Here is a 17722-nt window from a genome sequence, read left to right as displayed (position 1 = left end):
CGATGGGATTTTGCTTATGGGCGTTGGTCGTTGCCCGGGGTTTTTCCGATAGCCTCCGAGAGCTCGCGTGCACTGGCGGCAGAATTGGCGAGGGATGCTTTACCTGCTGGTGCGCTCGATTGTTTCTCTTTGGAGATGAGCACCACCACACTGCGAGCAGTCACGATGTAGTTATTTCCTGAAACGGGAATTTCATCACCTGGCTCAGATATATCCTCGGGAGAAACCAGAGATGTATCGGCCGAGCGGTGCCAGTCACGCCCAGGCACCTCGGGGAGATCGAATGTGAGGGGCTCCCAGTGCATATTCATCATCACATGTAGGTCCGGGTCAGCGCCGAAACCGGCCATGGTGAACGCAAGGGCACGGGCCTGAGGGTCGTCCCAGCCCGGAGCATTGAGTTGGCATCCGTGCCATGAGATATCAGTGAGGCCGCGCTCGTTTTTCTGTCCGGTGTAATTATTTGCACGGCGCAAAGTTGGATGACTTTTGCGGAACTGGATCAGGCGTGAGAAGAATCGGTAGCAGTCGGCGTGTTTTTCGACCAACTCCCAGTCGAACCATGAAATCGCATCGTCATGGCAGTAAGCATTGTTGTTGCCGCCTTGGGTCCGGCGCACTTCGTCGCCACCGCAGATCATCGGAACGCCTTGTGAGAGCATCAATAGCGCAGCAAAATTTTTCACCTGTTGGTTGCGCAGCTTCTCGATGGCAGGATCATCGGTTGGGCCTTCGGCGCCACAGTTCCAACTCAGGTTGTCACTTGCTCCGTCATTGTTATCTTCACCGTTGGCCCAATTATGTTTCTCGTTGTAGGAGACGAGGTCATTGAGGCTGAACCCATCATGACAGGTCACGAAGTTGATACTGTTGATCGGCAACTCGCTGGCATTGCTGAATAGGTTCGCACTTCCCGCAATCGCGTCGGCAAGTTCACCGATGACTCCACTGTCACCCTTGATGAAACGGCGCACGGCATCCCGGTAATAGCCGTTCCATTCTCCCCAGCGATAGCCGGGGAAATGTCCGAGTTGGTTTTCTCCGGCCGCATCCCAGCACTCGGCGATAACCTTCGTGTCAGCAAGGGTCTCGGATAACTCGATCTGCCAGATTACCGGCGGTTTAGCCAGAGGTGCGCCATTTTCATCGCGAGTCAGAATTACGGCTTCATCGAAGCGGAATCCATCAACATGCATCTCACGAACCCAATATTCGAGCGAGTCGAGAATGAACTTTTGGACCATCGGATGGTTGGCGTTGATCGTATTTCCACACCCGGTGTAGTTCATGTAATATTCCCGGGCCTCCGGAGGCAGAATATAATAGGTGCTGTTGGCCAATCCCTTGAATGAAATGGTCGGGCCGTTCTCATTGCCTTCCGAGCTGTGATTGTAAACCACATCGAGAATGACCTCGATTCCGGCGCGGTGATACGCTTTCACCATATCCCGGAATTCGTTCAGGTGCTGTCCCATGTGCGGGGACATGCAATAGCTGGAGTGAGGCGCGAAGAATCCAACTGTGCTATAACCCCAGTAGTTGCACAGGCGTGAGCCATCGGGCATTTCCCGCACTCCTTCTTTGATGTCGAAATCAAAAACCGGCAGCAGTTCGACAGCGGTGATGCCCAGTTCCTGCAGATACGGAATCTTCTCGATCAGACCGGTGTAGGTGCCTGCCTTGACCCGTTCGACGCCGGAAGTAGGGGATTTTGTGAAGCCGGCGACGTGCATCTCATAGATGATCGATTCTTCCATCGGACGATTGATCGGCTTATCGCCCTCCCAATCGTAGTCGGAAGCATCGATAACGACGGAGCGCATGGAAGTCGCGAGATTGTCTTCACCATTGCAGGCCGCTCCGCGATCCCATAGATCGTCGGTGTTTCCGAGGGCATATGGATCGATGAGAACTTTGTTACGGTTGTAACGATCCCCACGGCTGCCGACATCGTGTGGGCCACTGACCCGGTAGGCGTAGTGAGCGCCGGGTTTTAGCCCGACCACATAGATGTGCCAGAAATGGAACGACTTGTTTTTGATGGGATCCAGATGGAAAGTCTGGGATGGCTCGATTGTATCGTGGCTATCGAACACCAACAGTTCAACCTCAGTGGCCGCGTCTGAATAGAGTGAGAAATTGACACCATTTTCATCAGGCAAAGATCCCAGGGGATGAGTCTTTCCTGCTTCGGTTTCGTAGCTAGTGGCTTCGCCGGCTATCGTGGTAGAATTTATCATAAATAGGAATCGTAAGTAGTCTGTAGGCTGAATAGGTGAGCTGGAAAAAAGGGTGATTCTGGCTTTCGAGGAGGCCTACGTTAGACATGTGCCTTCGCCACCGATGTCTAACCCGCTGAAAAAATGCCGACAGGGCGCAGAGTGAGATTCGCTACAGAATCCTGAATCAGAGGAGCTTCTCAGCTGGGGACTGAAAGCAATTCTACAGCTGGGTATTTTCATAATTTGGGAGAAATTATTAATATCGCTTGATTACTCGATAGGGTTTATCTTCTGCGTAAAAAGTGGCAAGACTTTAAAAAATTAATCTCCTGTTTTCGTAGGATCTAACAGGTTTTAGGCGGGTAATCGAAATGCGTAAAAAACTTCTTATCGGGTCATGTATGAGCTTCGCGGAAGTAATATTTTCCGAGGATGGGGCGAGGTGCTTGTTGTGCTTTTCCCGCGGGTAAAACTAGACCTACAGTAATGCTGGGGAAGGGAAGCCTTTCCTGATGAAGAAAGGCTGAAGCAGAGAGGGCAAGCATTCACCCCCAGATGAGGTCAAAGAGAAGGATGCGAATCTCTTGTTTTTTGGAAAAAGAAAAGCCGCCTTCTTTCGAGGGCGGCTTTCGCTGGGTGGATTTAACCCGGAGATCCGGATGCGGAAGATGTTAGTCTTCCGATTTCGAGATGGAATCGCGCATGGTCGTGTCTGATTTGATGTTCTCCATCCTGTAGTAGTCCATGACGCCGAGGTTTCCGGAGCGGAATGCTTCGGCAAGGGCAAGTGGGACCTGGGCTTCCGCTTCGACGACTTTAGCTTTCATCTCAGCTACGCGGGCGATCATTTCCTGCTCGAGGGCGACGGCTGCGGCGCGGCGGATTTCTGCTTCTGCCTGTGCCATGTTTTTGTTGGCTTCCGCCTGGGCTTCCTGGAGTTGGGCGCCGACGTTTTCACCTACGTCCACGTCTGCGATATCGATGGAGAGGATTTCGAAAGCGGTGCCTACGTCGAGTCCGCGTGCGAGCACGACTTTGGAGATGGAGTCCGGGCTTTCGAGGACGACTTTATAGGTCTCCGCGGAGCCGATGGTGGTGACGATGCCTTCACCTACGCGGGCGATGATGGTGTCTTCCTTGGCACCGCCGACGAAGCGGTCAAGGTTTGTGCGGACGGTGACCCGGGCGCGGACTTTCACCTGGATGCCGTCCTTGGAGACGCCGTCGATGGTGGAGCGGCCGGAGTTGGCGGCAGGGCAGTCGATGACTTTCGGGTCAACCGAGGTGCGGACGGCTTCCACCACGGATTTCTCGGAGCCTTTGGTGGCGAGGTCAATTGCACAGGCGCGGTCCCAATCGAGTTCGATTCCGGCTTTACGGGCGGCGATGAGTGCCTGAATGGTAGGGAGGACGTTACCGCCGGCGAGGAAGTGGGCTTCGATTTCGTTGATGTCGATTTCGATGCCGGCTTTCTTGGCGGTGATGCGTGAATCGACGATCGGGCCGTAGGGGACCTGACGGAGGCGCATGGCGATGAGATCCGAGAAGCCCACGTAGGCACCTGCGAGCCAGGCGCGGAGCCAAACGCTGAAGAAGGAGAAGACGACGAAGATGATGACTAGGCCTACTATGCCCAGAATTACGAGGAGGATGGTGGCGATGGTGGGTTGCATGGGATTACTGAGTTCTTACGGTGAGTTGGAAATGGTTTGCTTCGGTGACAAGGAGGTCTGTTCCTGCTGGAATTTGGCCGGATTGGGAGGTGGCTTCGTAGCGTTTTCCATCAATTAGGATGTATCCGCTGGGTGAGAGAACGGTGACGGATTTTGCGGTTTTGCCAATCAATTCCCGAGCATCATTTGAGAGTGCTGAGGAGGTGCCGTCGACTTCCTCGTTGAGGAAAAACCGTTTTCCGAAAGGTGTTTTTGGCAGGATCTTGAACTGTATGTAGAAAACGATGAGTGCGGCGACGATTGTGCAGGCAATTGCGATGATACCTTCTGTGAGGCCCAGCTGGACAAAGGAAAGGACGCACCCGGTGAATAGTAGAACCCCTCCGGCGAGGCCGAGGATGGCGCCGGGGACGAGGACTTCCGCGGCAAGTAGGAGAATGCCGATGGTGAAGAGTATGATGATGAGTGTCATGGGTGCGCGGGTTGTGGATTCGGCATTTCTAAAACCGGCTCCACGGTGAGCTCGAATTCATTGGCGGCGACGACCTTGACGGTGGAGCCGGGAGGGAGTGTGCCGATTAGAAGGCGGGCGTCGTAGCGTTTCCCTCCGACCTCGATCTGGCCGGACGGGAAGAGTGCGGTGATGGCTTGGCCGGTGGCACCGATGAGTGCGGGGGCGGAGCGGGCGTTGGAGGATGGCGTGGTTTCACCGCCGATGGCGTTTTCCAGGACCATTTTACCCCAGAGGCCACCTTTGGGCATGTAGCGGAGGAGGACGGCGAAGATGAGGATGGCTCCGACGGTGCCGGAGAAGAGGTTGATGAGTGGGCGGAGGAGGAAGTTGCTGCTCCATGGGATGGGCTGATCCGGCCAGATATCCGACATGGACCAGAGTAGTGAGCCCGCCATGAGGAGCGCTCCGGGGATGGCCAGGACGAAGAAGCCGGGGATGAAAAAGACATCGATCAGGACAAGGAGGAATCCCAGCGCGAATATGAGTGCGGGCTCGTGACCTGAAAGGCCGGCGGCGTAGTGGCCGAAGAAGACGACGCCGAGTGCGAGGCCGCCGCTGATTCCGAAGATGCCGAATCCGGGAGTCTTGAACTCGATGAATATCAGGACCAGACCGATTGCCAGGAGTATGGGTGTGAGGCTGGTGAGAGCCTTTGCGATGTTCTCCGACCAGCTGATTTCGAGGCGGTTGGAGGTGTAGTTGTCTTTTCCGAAAAGGTTATCCATCAGGGATTCGAGGGACGGCTCGATACCCGCGGCGAGAAGTGGGGTGGCGGGATCGCCGTATTGCTCCGAGGCTTCCTGCGCGGTGAGGCTGAGGAGTTCACCCTTCGGCTTGATAATCGTTTCTCCGAATTTGAGTTCGTAGTCTTCATCGATCATAGCGGAGATGGCCATGGCGCGGTTCTTGTCCTGCCTGGAGATGGCACGGACCTTGGCTTTCAGGTAGGAAATGATTTTTAGTTTCGCGGTATTATCAATGTCCTGGCCGGTGCTGGTGATGGGGGCTGCCGCGCCGATGATGGCGGTGGGGGCGAAGTAGATTTCTTCGGTGCCGGCGGAGATGAGTGCCCCTGCGGAGATGGCTTCGGTATTGATATAGGTGATGACTTTCCCCGGGAATTTTTCGAGGGCTTTGAGCATGTCAAAGGTAACGTCGAGGCGGCCGCCGGGGGTCTCCATATCGAGGATGACGGTGTCCGCGCCTTGCTCGATGGCGGTTTTGAGTCCGCGCCGGAGGATGTAGAGCTGGGGGGCGGCGATTTCATCGCGGATGGGGATGATAACGACTTTCTCCTGTTTATCGATGGCTGCGGGCTGCTGTGCCGAGGCCAGGAAGGGTAGGAGGGCCAGAAGAAGGACGAGGAGTTTCATTTCTTTTCCCAGAAAAGCGTTTTTCCGGCGGGAACGGAAGTTAGATCGGCTGAAATCGGTGTGGCCGGGCTATCTCACGCAGGTGGTGACGAGGCGGCCGAGGGTGCGGATTGCTTCCGCCGAGCGCTTGCTCCACGAATGGCCGCAGCTGAGTCGGAGGCAGTTTTTTAATCCGCAGCTGGCGGAGAAGAGGGAGCCGGGGATTAGGCAGATATCATGCTCGAGTGCGGCGATGGATAGTAGTTCCGAATCGTATTTTTCCGGCATTTCCACCCAGAGGACGAAACCGCCCTTGGGTTGATTGACCCGTGTGCCGGCTGGGAACTCGCGGAGCACAGCTTCTCTCATCTCGGCGCAGTATTCGCCGAATAATGAGCTGACGCGGCGGAGGTGACGTTCCGCTCCGCCAATTGCGAAATATTCAGCAACGACGAGTTCGGACAGGGTGGATGAGGAGAGTGAGTGAATGGCTTTCAGGCGGCGGATTTCATCCCTGTATTTCCGTGAAATGACCCAGCCGACACGTATGCCGGGCGCCAGCCATTTCGAGACAGAGCCACATTGGATGACCCGGCCGTCCTTATCGAATCCGGCGAGCGCGCTGGGACGGGGGCCGGAGTGGCCGAGCTCTCCGTATAGATCGTCCTCTATCAGGGCGAAATCGCGGGCTATGGCGAGGTCAACAAGTTGTTTCTTGGTATCGTCCGGCATGCAGGAGCCCAAGGGGTTTTGAAAGCTGGGTTGGACGATACATGCGGCGATTTTGTAGTTTGTGGAAAGTTCTTCCAGAGCGGTGATGCTGATGCCTTTTTGGGCATCCATGGGGACTTCCACGACGTTTAGCCCGAAGTCTTTGCAAAGGTGGAGGATGCCGAAGTAGGTGGGGTTCTCCACTGCCACGACATCGCCGGGGCTGGTTGTGGCACGGAGGGCGAGGGCCAATGCCTCGGTGGCTCCCTGGGTGGTAACGATATCATCAGGATCCGCCTGGACACCGGCAGAGAGCATGCGCCTGGAAATGATAGCCCGCAGTTCTTTGCGGCCGGGTGCCATGGAGTAGCGGAATGCGGCGGCTCCGTGACGGCGGATGAGGGCGTTGGATAATGTGCTGAGGCGTTTGTGGGGAATGATTTCATCGCCGGGGGCCGCAGCGCCGAAAGGGACTATCCGGGGATTTGCGACGGCTTCGATAACAGCCTGCATGATCTGGGGATACTGGACAGTGATCGGTTTCCGGGATTGCTCCGATGGTTTCGGGAGCTGGCCTGCTGTGACGATAGGCGGACGCACGAAATAGCCTGACCTGGGTCGGGATTGGATAAGGCCGAGGCCCTCCAGGCGTGAGTATGCCTCCATTGCGGTTGTGACGCTGACATTCTGCTCCCGGCTGAGGCGGCGGACCGAGGGGAGTTTGCTTCCGGAAGGAAAGGTTCCGGCACGGATCAGGCCTTGGATTTTTGTGGCCAGTTCCTGATATAGTGGGGTGTTCATGGAGATCTTCCGCTTACTTTCGGGGTGGGATTCTATGTGTCCAGAGACAGATTACTGGTTGGGATTGCAGTACAGTCACTTCGAAAATATTCTGTACCATATACAGATCGTATTGTCTGCATCTGTTCTGGTCTAAAAGGGAGTGATAGCTTCTGTTTTATGAAGATTGAACAGATACATGGCGGATCCCCTGAGGTACAAGAGGCTCGGATTGGAGAGGAATTGAGAAAGGGGCGGTTAAAGCTTGGGAGGCTTATAAGGCGTTATTTTGAGACTCCGATGGGGTGCGAGATTGCGGCGCGTTTGATCAAAGGTGAGGACTTGGGTGGTAAGTAGTCTTCGGCTGTAGTGTCTGTAATTGACGTGACATGAGTGGCTTGCGACTTAGTCTGCGAATTTGCAGTCAGGCAGGTAAATTATGAAAACTAGCAAGCGCCCGAGGGTGTGGATCTCGATAGGTATGGGAGCGGTTTTCCTGATATCCCTGAATATATCCGAAGCTGCCAGATATTACGTAAGCGCTGGTGCAAAGGACAGTGGGGAGGGAAGTTTTGAGCGGCCGTGGGGGGCCATAGAAACCGCGGTAGACAACCTGAAAGCCGGTGATTCGTTATATTTCCGTGGTGGAACATATCACGAGCGTCTGGTTCTGAAGGGGCTCAAAGGTTCTGAAAAGAAACCTATCGTGATCTGTAACTTCACGGATGAAAAGGTGGTGCTGAGTGGTAGCCGGCTTCGAGTGCCCGACGGCGGGCGGACGGGTCTGGTGGAGATCGAAAACTGCGATTTTATACAGATCCGCGGGCTTGAAATAGCTGATTACAAGACTACATCCGCGAAGGCGATTCCGTGTGGGATTCAGATAGAAGGAAAGGGGAAGGGCATCCAAATCCGCAACTGTGAGGTGCGGGGAATTGAGCAGAATAGCTCCAGGGAGAACGCGAATGGATTTGGGATCTGTGCTTACGGAAACTTGAGGACGCCTATCGATTCACTGGTTCTGAAAGGGAACTGGGTTCATGATTTACGGACCGGGCAGAGTGAGTCCGTGGTGTTGAATGGAAATGTGGTGAATTTTTCGGTGAAGGATAACCGGGTGAATGATTGCAATAACATCGGGATCGATTTCATCGGTTATGAGGGGACTGCTCCGGGTGGCTTTGATCGTGCGCGTGGTGGTGTTTGCACGGGGAACGTAGTTTACAATATCGATAGCTCTTCGAATCCCGCATATGGTGGGAGTTTTGAGAAGGGAGGCGGGGATCGTTCAGCCGCAGGTATTTATGTGGATGGGGGGACGGATATCCGGATTATCCGCAACGAGGTGTATGGCTGCAATTTTGGGATCGAACTTGCCAGTGAGCATGCGGAAAAATCGACCGATCATATCGAGGTTTCGAATAATTTGATCCGACATAACCAAGGCCCCGGGATTATTATGGGCGGCTATGATTCAAAACGGGGAACTACGAGAGATTGTGTGATCAATAACAACACAATCTACCGGAACGACACACGGAGGACCTATGGTGGTCAGATTGGGATACAGTTTTTTTTCGAGAACAACATGATCATCAACAACATGATCTGGGCGGATAAGAAAACGAAGCAGATGATAGTGCACTATGTGGAGGGCGGAAGCTCTGATCAGCGGGCTTTTGGAGCCGGAAACCTGATCGATGCGAATGTGTATTTCTGTGAGGGGGATAAGGAGAGCATCGAATTCGGGCTGAATGCGGATGGTGTTAAAAATAGGTCGTACCCAGGGCTGAGTGCGTGGCGGAAGGCGATCAACGGGGAGGATAAATCGATGTTCGAGAATCCGGGTTTTTGGACTGCTGCGCCGGACATAGGGGCGGAGAAGGAAGCTTTCCAACTTACCGGTCAATCATCGTGCAGGGACAAGGGACGGGCTACCGCAGCGGGCGGAGGATTTGATTTTTTCGGTAAAAAAAGGGTTCACAATTCGCGGGTCGATATTGGGGCTTCCGAGTATCAATAACGGCCGGAAAAGCTGGGGAATAGCCTTGTATGGAAGCGGGTTTCTTGGGAAACGGGCTCTCCCATGAGAATCCCAAGCGCTCTAATTTTCCTGTTACTGCCACTTTCCTGTATCGCCAATGCCGAGGAGTCTCCGTGGGAGTTCACGGGCGCGGCCGGGTTGTCCTATACGGATGGGAATTCGGAATCGATGGCCTACTCGCTTCAGTTTCTAGGATCATATATCAAGGATAAGGAGGAGCTGTATTTCGGGACGGATTATTTTTACTCCGAGGATGGAGATACCAAGAGCACGGATTCGCTGAAAATTTACGGTCAGTATAATCACAATCTGACCGAACGGTTCTATGTGGGCGGGTATGCGGCGTATTTCCGTGATAGTGTGGCCGATATCGATTACCGCATGGATCCTAGTTTGCTGGTGGGTTATCGGGTGATTGCGCGGGACGATCTGAAATTAGCTTTCGAATTCGGTCCGGGTTATACCTGGGAGGAGCAATCCGGTGTGAAGTCCGACTTTGCTACCCTGAGGTTTACCGAGAAATTCGAGTGGAGTTTCAGCGAGAACAGCAAGCTGTGGCAGGCTGTTTCCTTTACGCCGAGTGTGGAGGATTTTTCAGACTATCTGTTGGATTTCGAGGCGGGTATCGAAACGCGTATTACATCAGCTTGGTCGTTGCGGACGTTTGTGAGGCACCGGATCGATAGCACTCCTGCCGTGGGGAAGGGACGCTCGGATACTTCATTGATCCTGGGGCTGGCTTACGAGTTGGGAGGTTTACCTGAGCCTGATGAATCCGGTGGTAGACGCAGTCTGATGCCGGGTGAGGAAGCGGAACCGGTGACTCCAAAGGGCTGGGTTTCCATTGCTGCACTGGGTTTTACCCTGAATCAGGGGAATTCGGAAAGCACCGGTCTGACGTTTAGCTGGACCACGGCGCATCGCAATGCGGAGCGGGAGTTTTTCTTCGATCTGGCTCAGGTTTACCAGGATGACAATGGTGATACATCCAAGGATCAGACAACGTCACGGGTGCAACTGAATCACATTGTGAGTGATCGCTTCTACATAGGTTCGAAAATCAGTTATCTGCGGGATTCAGCGGCTGACATCGATTATCGGGTGACTCCGGGGATTCTGGGAGGATACAAGTTAATCAAGACCGATGATACGAGTTTGGCGGTGGAGGCCGGGCCGAGTTACACCTTCGAGAGTTTGGGCGGAGAGAGTGATACTTATGTGTCGGTGTTTGCGGCCGGACGATTTTCGCATCGGTTCAATGAGCGCTTTGCCTTCAATCAAGCCCTGGAATACACGGCTGAAATTGAGGACTTTGAGAATTACTCGATCCTCTTTACGGCAGGTCTGGACACGAAGATCAGTGATCGACTGATTTGGAGAATTGCAGGAAATTATACCTACGATAATCAGCCCGCTGTTGGTCGGGAAGAGGCGGATACTTCCCTGACCAGTTCGGTTGCGGTGAAATTCTGATTCCGGGTTTCTAAACGGCTATTCCGAAGATTTTTCCGACCAAGGCGGTCAGTGCCATCGCGAGAGTGCCCCAGGTGCACATGCGTAGTGCGCCTCTCAGTGGGGAGGCGCCGCCGATCTTGGCCGCAAATGCGCCCAAGGCGGCGAGGGTGATGATGGCGCACGCGGGAACCACCCAGAAGATAGAACCAACCGGTGCGATGGTGGTGGTGATGAGCGGTATGGCCGCGCCGATGGCGAACATGCCGCCGGAAGTGAGTGCTGCCTGATAGGGGCGGGCGCTGAGTTCCTCGATAATTCCGATGTCGTCGCGGGCGTGGGCGCCGAGTGCGTCGTGCTCCATGAGTTCGTGGGCTACCTGGTCCGCGAGCTCGGGATTGAGGCCGCGTTTCCGGTAAATTTCCGCAAGTTCCTTGAGTTCGCCTTCGCGGTTGTTCTCGAGGGAGTCGATTTCGATTTTGAGATCGGCAACTTCGATATCATGCTGGGATCTGACGGAGACGTATTCACCGGCGGCCATGGACATTGCGCCGGCGGCCAATCCGGCTGTGCCTGCCAGGAGGAGAGTTTCGCTGCTGGCTCCAGCGACTGCGATGCCGGTGATGAGGCAGGCGGTGGAGACAATTCCATCATTGGCACCGAGAACAGCTGCTCTGAGCCATCCTGAACGGTGGATGCGGTGGGGTTCAATATGGCTCATTTTAGCGATGCGGTTCTGACGGAGCAGTTAGAATTAAGGCGTGGATGGTTGCGAGTCAATGATGCTCCGGCATGTGTGTTTGTCTTCCGGTTTTGCGTGCTCTCAGGGCTTGCAGTTTTTCGCCGGAAGGCGAGTTTGGAGGCAGAACACATGACTTATCAGGAGGCGATCACTTGGCTATTCGGCACGCAGCAATTCGGTATCAAACTGGGGCTGGAGGGGCCGCGGAATTTGCTGAAGGAGTTCTTGGCCTTCCCCAAGTATGGGGTGCAGGTGGCGCATGTGGCGGGAACGAACGGAAAGGGTAGCACGTGTGCGATCATGGATCGGGTGGCGCGTTCCTGCGGGCGGAGGACGGGGCTTTTTACCTCGCCGCATTTGATTGATTACCGGGAGCGGATGCAGGTTTCCGGCGAAATGATTTCCGCAGAGCGCTGTGCGGAGCTGCTGACCGAGGCGAGGGAGGTGTGCGAGGGGCTGGATGTGCATCCGACGTTTTTTGAGATTACTCTGGCGGTGGCGATGCGGTGGTTTCGCGAAAGGGAGTGTGAGTTAATTATTCTGGAAACGGGGATGGGTGGGAGACTGGATGCGACGACTGCAGTGCCGGCGGATGTGTGCCTGATAACCCCGATAGCGATGGATCACACCCAGTGGCTGGGGGATACGCTGGGGAAGGTGGCTGGGGAGAAGGCCGGGATTTTCCTGGAGGGAGTGCCGGCGTTTTCAGCGCCGCAGGAGAGGGAGGCGGAGGCTGTTTTAAGAAAGGAGGCGAATGAGATGCGCACGCCTCTGGAGTTTGTTACGGAGCCGTTGACCGGGTATGGGATAGCGCTGGCGGGGGAGCATCAGAAATGGAATGCGGCGCTGGCACTGGCTGGTCTGCATGGGCTGGGGATTCACCTGGGATCGGAAAGTGTGGCGGATGGGTTGAAGAATGTATCGTGGCCGGGGAGGTTCGAGAGGATTTCCTTTAGGGGGAAAGAAGTAATTCTGGACGGGGCGCACAACCCGCATGCTGCCGAGGTTCTTAAAAATACCTGGGGGCGTGAAATAGGAGTGAAAAAGGGGACGCTGATCTTCGGTGCGGTGGAATCGAAGGATATCTCAGGGATTTTCCGGGAGTTTCAGGGACTTACGGAGCGGGTGATATTCTGCAAGGTGGGTACGATGCGTGGGCTGCCTTTGGAGGAGCTGATCAAGGTTTTGCCCGAAGATAAACAGGCCGCTGCGGAGGGCTACGAGAGTTTTTCCGAAGCGATTACAGTGGCTGCCGGATACGATGGGCCGGTTTTGGTGGCCGGTTCGCTCTTCCTGATCGGGGAGGCGCGGGCGATGTTACTTGGAGGGGATTTCCTGGCGAGCGGGCAATGAGCCCGGCTAGAGAACCTCGCTGACGAATTTTTCCTTTTCGAAGATGGCGAATTTATCCGGTTCCTCGCCGGTGCCGATGAAGCGTGGGGCGATTTTCAGGGTATCATAGATGGTGACGGCGATGCCGCCTTTTCCTGAGCCATCCAGTTTCGTGACGATGAGGCCATCGAGCGGGCTGGCTTTGTGGAATTCCTTTGCCTGGTTCATGGCGTTGGAGCCGGTGGAGGCATCGACGACGAGGAAGGTCTGGTGAGGGGCACTCGGGTCCTGTTTCGCGATGGTGCGGCGGATTTTTCCGAGTTCTTCCATGAGGTTGTGGCGGGTATGGATGCGGCCGGCGGTATCACAGATGAGGAAATCCGCGTTTTCCTCGATGGCTTGTTTATGGGCGTTGAAGCAGACGGAAGATGGGTCCGAGTCTGGTTTTCCTGTGATGACGGGTATGTCCAGGCGGGTGCCCCAGCGTTGGAGTTGCTCGACGGCGGCGGCGCGGAAAGTATCTGCGGCGGCGAGGCGGACGGAGTGACCGCGGTTTTTCAGCCAGAGACCTAGTTTAGCGGAGGAAGTGGTTTTTCCGGTGCCATTGACTCCGACCACGAGGATGACGGTGGGCATTCCATCCGCGCGGGGTGCGAGCGGTGGGGTATCTTCCGGGAGGGCGCTGGAAAGGCGGCGACGGGTGACTTCCACCACGTCTTTTCCTGAAATTTCCCGACCCAGATCATAGAGTTCATCGATGATGGCTATGCTTTGTTTCGCGCCGAGGTCGGAGGCGATGAGATTTGCCTCGAGTTCGTCCCAGTCGACCTCAACCTGATCGGTAATTACGTTGAAAAGCTTTTTGAAAAATCCTGCCATGGAGGGGAGAGGCTAATCGCGGGCGGGTGGTGGTCAATTGAAGATTGATGCGGAGGTGGAGCAGCGGCTAAATCGTGTTGTGCCGATTGTCCGTGTATTGTCCGATATTTTAGCCAGCCAGGTAGCGGCTGGTGAGGTGGTCGAGCGCCCGGCAAGTGTGGTGAAGGAGCTGGTGGAGAACAGTCTGGATGCGGGTGCAAAATCCGTGTTGGTGGATATCGAGCGGGGTGGGACGGGATTGATCCGGGTGACGGATGACGGTTGCGGGATGGTGAAGGAGGATGCGCTGCTTTCACTGGAAAGGCATGCGACGAGCAAGCTGCGGACTTCCGAGGATTTGGCGAAGGTGCTGACTTTGGGTTTCCGAGGGGAGGCGGTGCCTAGTATCGCGAGTGTGGCGAAGTTCCGGATGTCGACGCGGCGTGAGGAGGATGTTTCAGGGACTGAGATTTTTGTGGATGGGGGAAAACTGCGGGATGTGCGGGATGCGGGCGGAGCGCCGGGAACGGTGATCGAGGCGCGGAATTTGTTTTTCAATATGCCTGCCAGGCGGAAATTCATGCGGGCGGAAACTACCGAGGCTGCACATGTGGAGCAGCAGATCCGGCTGCATGCTCTGGCGGCGCCGGGGGTGAGGTTCCGTTTCAGGAAGGATGACAGGGTGGTGTTTGACTTGCCCGGAGTGGCGAGGACGGTCGATCGGGTGAGGCAGTTGCTGGGCAATGATTTGGGTGCGGAGCTGGTGGAGATGCCGGAGCGGATGGGGCCGGGGATGAGCGTGATGGGTTTTATCCTACCTGCGAAGCATGCGAGAAAGGGGAGAAGGCATCAATTCGTTTTCCTGAATGGTAGGCCGATTGAGGATGCGGCAGTTTCCAAAGGGCTGGCAGAAGGGTTCCGCGGGAATCTGCAGGAGGGATTGCACCCGGCGGCTTGGTTGTGGCTGGAGTTGGAGCCTGAGCTGGTGGATGTGAATGTGCATCCGGCAAAGCGTGAGGTGAGGTTTCACAGGCCCTACGATATACGGGATCTGATCTCACAGGCGGTAGTGGATTGTTTGCGTCCCGCACCAGTTGAGCCGCGGCAGGCAACTCCGGTGGAAGTCGCGCGGACGGTGGGGGAGGCGGTAGTGGCTACGCGGCCGATGTTTCACCAGATTCAGGCGGAGCTGGCGGTGGATGTGCCGGAGAGGGAAGATTTGCCGAAAAGGAAGGGTCCCGGTTTCCGTCTGATCGGGATGCTCCAGGAGAGATATGTGATTTTTGAGAGCGAGGATGGATTGGTACTGTTCGATCCCCGGGCTGCGAAGGAGCGGATCGTTTTTGAACAGCTGACCAAAGGTAGAAATGAGGGCTTGGAGACGCAGAATCTTTTGGTGCCTGTATTAATGGAGCTGGATCCGCGGGAGCTCGATCTTTTGCTACGGGAAAAAATGGCACTGATGGATGCCGGGGTTGAGGTTGAGGAATTCGGGGGGAATACGCTGCAGGTGCGCAGCCTTCCTGCTTGTCTGCCGCTGGAGGATTGCTCGGGGTATCTCGATGAAGTCTTTAGCGAGATGATTCATGGCCCCGCATCTGTGGGAAAATTTGCATTCGATAGATTGGCGCGAATTCTCGCCAATAAGGCGTCCTTGCGCCTGCGACCGCGGATTTCGGAAGCGGAGGCTTTGCTGGAGGAGTTGTTTCACTGTGATTTGCCGTATTGTGCGGCGGACGGAAGGCCTACTCTGAGTGAATATAGCCGGAAGGATATCGACCGGAGATTTGGAGTCGGAAGGGGCTGAAATAGCCATTTGAGATCCGTTCAAATTTTTCTTAAAAAAGTTAAGATTACTTAGTGAATTTTACGTAAATACTCCAAAATTCGATCCGAGTTTTGAATAGGATTTCTTCCGAAAGGTTCTCTATCCCTTGTTTTACATGGCTTACAAGCTGTTTCACATGGTTGTATTTTCGTTCAAAAAAAACTAAAAAAATCTTGTGATATGAACCTAAAAAGTTAAGATGTGTTCAGTTTCAATCCTGATTTACTTCCTGGGACCCAGTTAAATGAACTTTATCAAAACAACAACCGGCATCCTCTGCCTCGCTCTTTCCGGAGTGGCGATGGGTAGCCAGTTGTATGATCGTTTGAATGAAGTTCATCAAGACTTCCTAAAGGATCGTGGTGATGCCCTTTCCGGACTTTCGGATCCATTCGGAGTCCCGGCGGCCGCGAAAGTGGTTCTGGAAGATTCAAGGGATGAGCTGCGTCAGGCAGCTTCCTGGAAGCGTAACGTGGTTACGACAGTCTTTTGGGTTGGTGAACAGCCCACGGTAAATAATCCGACGCCGAACGATAAAAGCGCTTGGGATCAGAACTGGGAGGCTAATTACGGAGGTTACGATAATCCGAATCAGCGCGAGGGATACTTTCCTGAGAGTTTCGTTCCAGCGCTTAATCCATTTTATATTGCTCTCCCTTACAATGACATAGGCAAGGACTTCCGCCATCGCTCCGAAGCTTCCGAGGTGATCCCATGGTTCTGGGAAGCATACCAAGGCGAAGGAATCTCAGTCTGCAAAGGTCGCTGGATCGCCATTCATTTTGAAGGAAAGATCTGCTACGCCCAGTGGGAAGATGTAGGTCCGTTCGAGACGGATCACCACGAGTATGTTTTCGGAAATGAAAACGCACGCATGAACCGCAATCACGGCGCCGGCCTTGATGTCAGCCCGGCAGTCCGCGACTTCCTCGGGATGGGCAGCGGACAGAGAGTCGAGTGGAAATTCGTAGAAGAATACGAGGTTCCAACCGGCCCATGGAAATTTTTCGCCAACGGGAATTCAATCGAGTTCCAAGAACCACAACTCCCGTCCTGGTAACCAAATCACCTGCAGGCAACTGCTTTCACCCACACCCGAACACCGAATCAGACGAATATAAAATAATCGAAATGAATTCTTAACATTTATTCTGGAAGCTTTCCGTCCCAGGAAATTTTCCAGGTAGCCCGGATCGGGGTTCTGTCCCGAATCGGCATGGCCGAAGCGCTAATCGCGTGGAGTCCTTGCCCTTGCCCGGTCCGGTCTACCCACCTCCCGATGAACGTCCCATTCAGAAGGAACCCAAGGTAGCTAGATGTAAAACTCCCCCACCCCTACAACCAGCCATGAAACCAACCAGCCACTGGGCTGCCGCAAAGGCAGTCTCCCTATCCGTGTGCGTGCTCACTGCATCGACACAACTCTCCCTCTCGGAAAACACTAATACGATCCCTGCCGAACCCGTCGGTTGGCTCACAGCTTATCCCACCGTGGTTCAGACCGGCACAAAACCATTCCTGACATGGGAAATTACCCACCCAGCGATTGTGGGGGATTATGTGGAAATTATTCCTCCCTCGACGGTGAACCCGACCGATGAACTGGACGTCGAAGTCCGCGTTCTGGGTAATGGCGTTACAGTCTCATCCAGTAACAGCAATTCCTACTCGTTCGTGGATGCACAGGCTACCATCAGCTTTGATGGAGGCAGCTATAAGCAAATTTTCTACGGAGATAACTATGACGTAAATCCATCGAAAGTGGTTTGGGAAAGAAGCAATATCCAGCCTGGCCAGAAAATCCGGTTTGGCGGTCGTTACTACTACAAGGGTTACGGAACATTCTACTATTCTGAAGATGGTAAGCAGAACGTTAGAACCCTTGTAGACGGAAGTATTCCTCCTACCAACATCCCTTCCTACGGGGCTCCAAGTCTAGAGGATTTCATTGCCCCATATATCGGCTCCGACGGCCGTGTGGATATTGGTCCCATGGACGTGATTGTTTTCATGGAACTTACGCATACGGACAGTCAGCAAAGCGATGAGGGATACGATCTTCAGGATCTAGTGCTTCTCGTAACGTTTACCGCGAACAACCCGAAAAATAACGACAGCAACGACGCCGATGATATTGATTCTTCCAGCACGGTGCCTTTCATGGAATATGATTCTGCTGACAGTGGCGATGGTGCATAAACCATACCTTTCAAT

The 17722-nt window shown here is 54.5% G+C and carries 13 protein-coding genes; 6 read left to right on the top strand and 7 right to left on the bottom strand.

The annotated features are described in order from the left end of the window. Window positions 1-14: 14 nt before the first annotated feature. The 5 genes from glgX to AAGA79_RS15010 form a co-directional block, all read right to left on the bottom strand. Window positions 15-2240 carry a glycogen debranching protein GlgX gene (glgX, locus tag AAGA79_RS15030; protein ID WP_411826635.1) on the bottom strand — a complete coding sequence of 742 codons (2226 nt, stop codon included), beginning with the start codon at window positions 2238-2240 and terminating at the stop codon, window positions 15-17. A 653-nt stretch (window positions 2241-2893) separates the two neighbouring features. After that, on the bottom strand, window positions 2894-3895 hold the full coding sequence (floA, locus tag AAGA79_RS15025) for a flotillin-like protein FloA (protein WP_411826634.1): 1002 nt from the start codon (window positions 3893-3895) through the stop codon (window positions 2894-2896). Between the two features lie 4 nt (window positions 3896-3899). Beyond that, window positions 3900-4367 carry an NfeD family protein gene (locus AAGA79_RS15020; RefSeq protein WP_411826633.1) on the bottom strand — a complete coding sequence of 156 codons (468 nt, stop codon included), beginning with the start codon at window positions 4365-4367 and terminating at the stop codon, window positions 3900-3902. Then, on the bottom strand, window positions 4364-5782 hold the full coding sequence (locus tag AAGA79_RS15015; protein WP_411826632.1) for an NfeD family protein: 1419 nt from the start codon (window positions 5780-5782) through the stop codon (window positions 4364-4366). The genes AAGA79_RS15020 and AAGA79_RS15015 overlap by 4 nt, the downstream gene beginning before the upstream one ends. A gap of 69 nt (window positions 5783-5851) precedes the next feature. Further along, entirely contained in the window at window positions 5852-7273 is a 1422-nt protein-coding gene (locus AAGA79_RS15010) for a PLP-dependent aminotransferase family protein (protein WP_411826631.1), read from the bottom strand. Between the two features lie 418 nt (window positions 7274-7691). On the opposite strand from AAGA79_RS15010, the gene AAGA79_RS15005 reads away from it, so the two are divergent. After that, on the top strand, window positions 7692-9275 hold the full coding sequence (locus AAGA79_RS15005; protein WP_411826630.1) for a right-handed parallel beta-helix repeat-containing protein: 1584 nt from the start codon (window positions 7692-7694) through the stop codon (window positions 9273-9275). 63 nt (window positions 9276-9338) lie between these two features. Further along, window positions 9339-10769 carry a YdiY family protein gene (locus AAGA79_RS15000; protein WP_411826629.1) on the top strand — a complete coding sequence of 477 codons (1431 nt, stop codon included), beginning with the start codon at window positions 9339-9341 and terminating at the stop codon, window positions 10767-10769. 10 nt (window positions 10770-10779) lie between these two features. Here the strand turns inward: AAGA79_RS15000 and AAGA79_RS14995 are convergent, their stop codons facing one another. After that, entirely contained in the window at window positions 10780-11469 is a 690-nt protein-coding gene (locus AAGA79_RS14995; protein WP_411826628.1) for a VIT1/CCC1 transporter family protein, read from the bottom strand. On the opposite strand from AAGA79_RS14995, the gene AAGA79_RS14990 reads away from it, so the two are divergent. After that, window positions 11461-12843, top strand: a complete 1383-nt coding sequence (locus AAGA79_RS14990; RefSeq protein WP_411826627.1) for a bifunctional folylpolyglutamate synthase/dihydrofolate synthase — start codon at window positions 11461-11463, stop codon at window positions 12841-12843. The genes AAGA79_RS14995 and AAGA79_RS14990 overlap by 9 nt on opposite strands. A gap of 6 nt (window positions 12844-12849) precedes the next feature. Here AAGA79_RS14990 and ftsY read toward each other — a convergent pair whose 3' ends face one another. Then, the gene (gene ftsY / locus AAGA79_RS14985; protein ID WP_411826626.1) at window positions 12850-13701 is read right to left on the bottom strand and encodes a signal recognition particle-docking protein FtsY; all 852 of its coding nucleotides are present in this window, start codon (window positions 13699-13701) and stop codon (window positions 12850-12852) included. 37 nt (window positions 13702-13738) lie between these two features. Between ftsY and mutL the strand changes: the two genes are divergently transcribed. The 3 genes from mutL to AAGA79_RS14970 all read left to right on the top strand — a co-directional run bounded on the left by mutL (window position 13739) and on the right by AAGA79_RS14970 (window position 17707). Then, window positions 13739-15487 carry a DNA mismatch repair endonuclease MutL gene (gene mutL, locus AAGA79_RS14980; RefSeq protein WP_411826625.1) on the top strand — a complete coding sequence of 583 codons (1749 nt, stop codon included), beginning with the start codon at window positions 13739-13741 and terminating at the stop codon, window positions 15485-15487. A gap of 265 nt (window positions 15488-15752) precedes the next feature. After that, on the top strand, window positions 15753-16568 hold the full coding sequence (locus tag AAGA79_RS14975; RefSeq protein WP_411826624.1) for a hypothetical protein: 816 nt from the start codon (window positions 15753-15755) through the stop codon (window positions 16566-16568). Window positions 16569-16855: 287 nt separating this feature from the next. After that, a complete protein-coding gene (locus AAGA79_RS14970; protein ID WP_411826623.1) occupies window positions 16856-17707 on the top strand; it encodes a hypothetical protein in 852 nt (283 codons plus the stop codon). Window positions 17708-17722 lie beyond the last annotated feature (15 nt).

It is taken from the genome of Luteolibacter sp. AS25, assembly GCF_046736275.1.
GTDB lineage: Bacteria > Verrucomicrobiota > Verrucomicrobiia > Verrucomicrobiales > Akkermansiaceae > Luteolibacter.
Note: the sequence above shows the minus strand (reverse complement) of the source record. Positions and strands in the feature narration are given on the sequence as shown.

Bases quoted from the DNA above. Each gene is read 5' to 3' on its own strand.
- AAGA79_RS15005 (WP_411826630.1), top strand. From the start codon at position 7,692: ATGAAAACTAGCAAGCGCCCGAGGGTGTGGATCTCGATAGGTATGGGA.
- AAGA79_RS14995 (WP_411826628.1), bottom strand. From the start codon at position 11,469: ATGAGCCATATTGAACCCCACCGCATCCACCGTTCAGGATGGCTCAGA.
- AAGA79_RS15000 (WP_411826629.1), top strand. From the start codon at position 9,339: ATGAGAATCCCAAGCGCTCTAATTTTCCTGTTACTGCCACTTTCCTGT.
- glgX (WP_411826635.1), bottom strand. From the start codon at position 2,240: ATGATAAATTCTACCACGATAGCCGGCGAAGCCACTAGCTACGAAACC.
- AAGA79_RS15010 (WP_411826631.1), bottom strand. From the start codon at position 7,273: ATGAACACCCCACTATATCAGGAACTGGCCACAAAAATCCAAGGCCTG.
- AAGA79_RS15020 (WP_411826633.1), bottom strand. From the start codon at position 4,367: ATGACACTCATCATCATACTCTTCACCATCGGCATTCTCCTACTTGCC.
- ftsY (WP_411826626.1), bottom strand. From the start codon at position 13,701: ATGGCAGGATTTTTCAAAAAGCTTTTCAACGTAATTACCGATCAGGTT.
- AAGA79_RS15015 (WP_411826632.1), bottom strand. From the start codon at position 5,782: ATGAAACTCCTCGTCCTTCTTCTGGCCCTCCTACCCTTCCTGGCCTCG.
- AAGA79_RS14990 (WP_411826627.1), top strand. From the start codon at position 11,461: ATGGCTCATTTTAGCGATGCGGTTCTGACGGAGCAGTTAGAATTAAGG.
- AAGA79_RS14975 (WP_411826624.1), top strand. From the start codon at position 15,753: ATGAACTTTATCAAAACAACAACCGGCATCCTCTGCCTCGCTCTTTCC.
- AAGA79_RS14970 (WP_411826623.1), top strand. From the start codon at position 16,856: ATGAAACCAACCAGCCACTGGGCTGCCGCAAAGGCAGTCTCCCTATCC.
- floA (WP_411826634.1), bottom strand. From the start codon at position 3,895: ATGCAACCCACCATCGCCACCATCCTCCTCGTAATTCTGGGCATAGTA.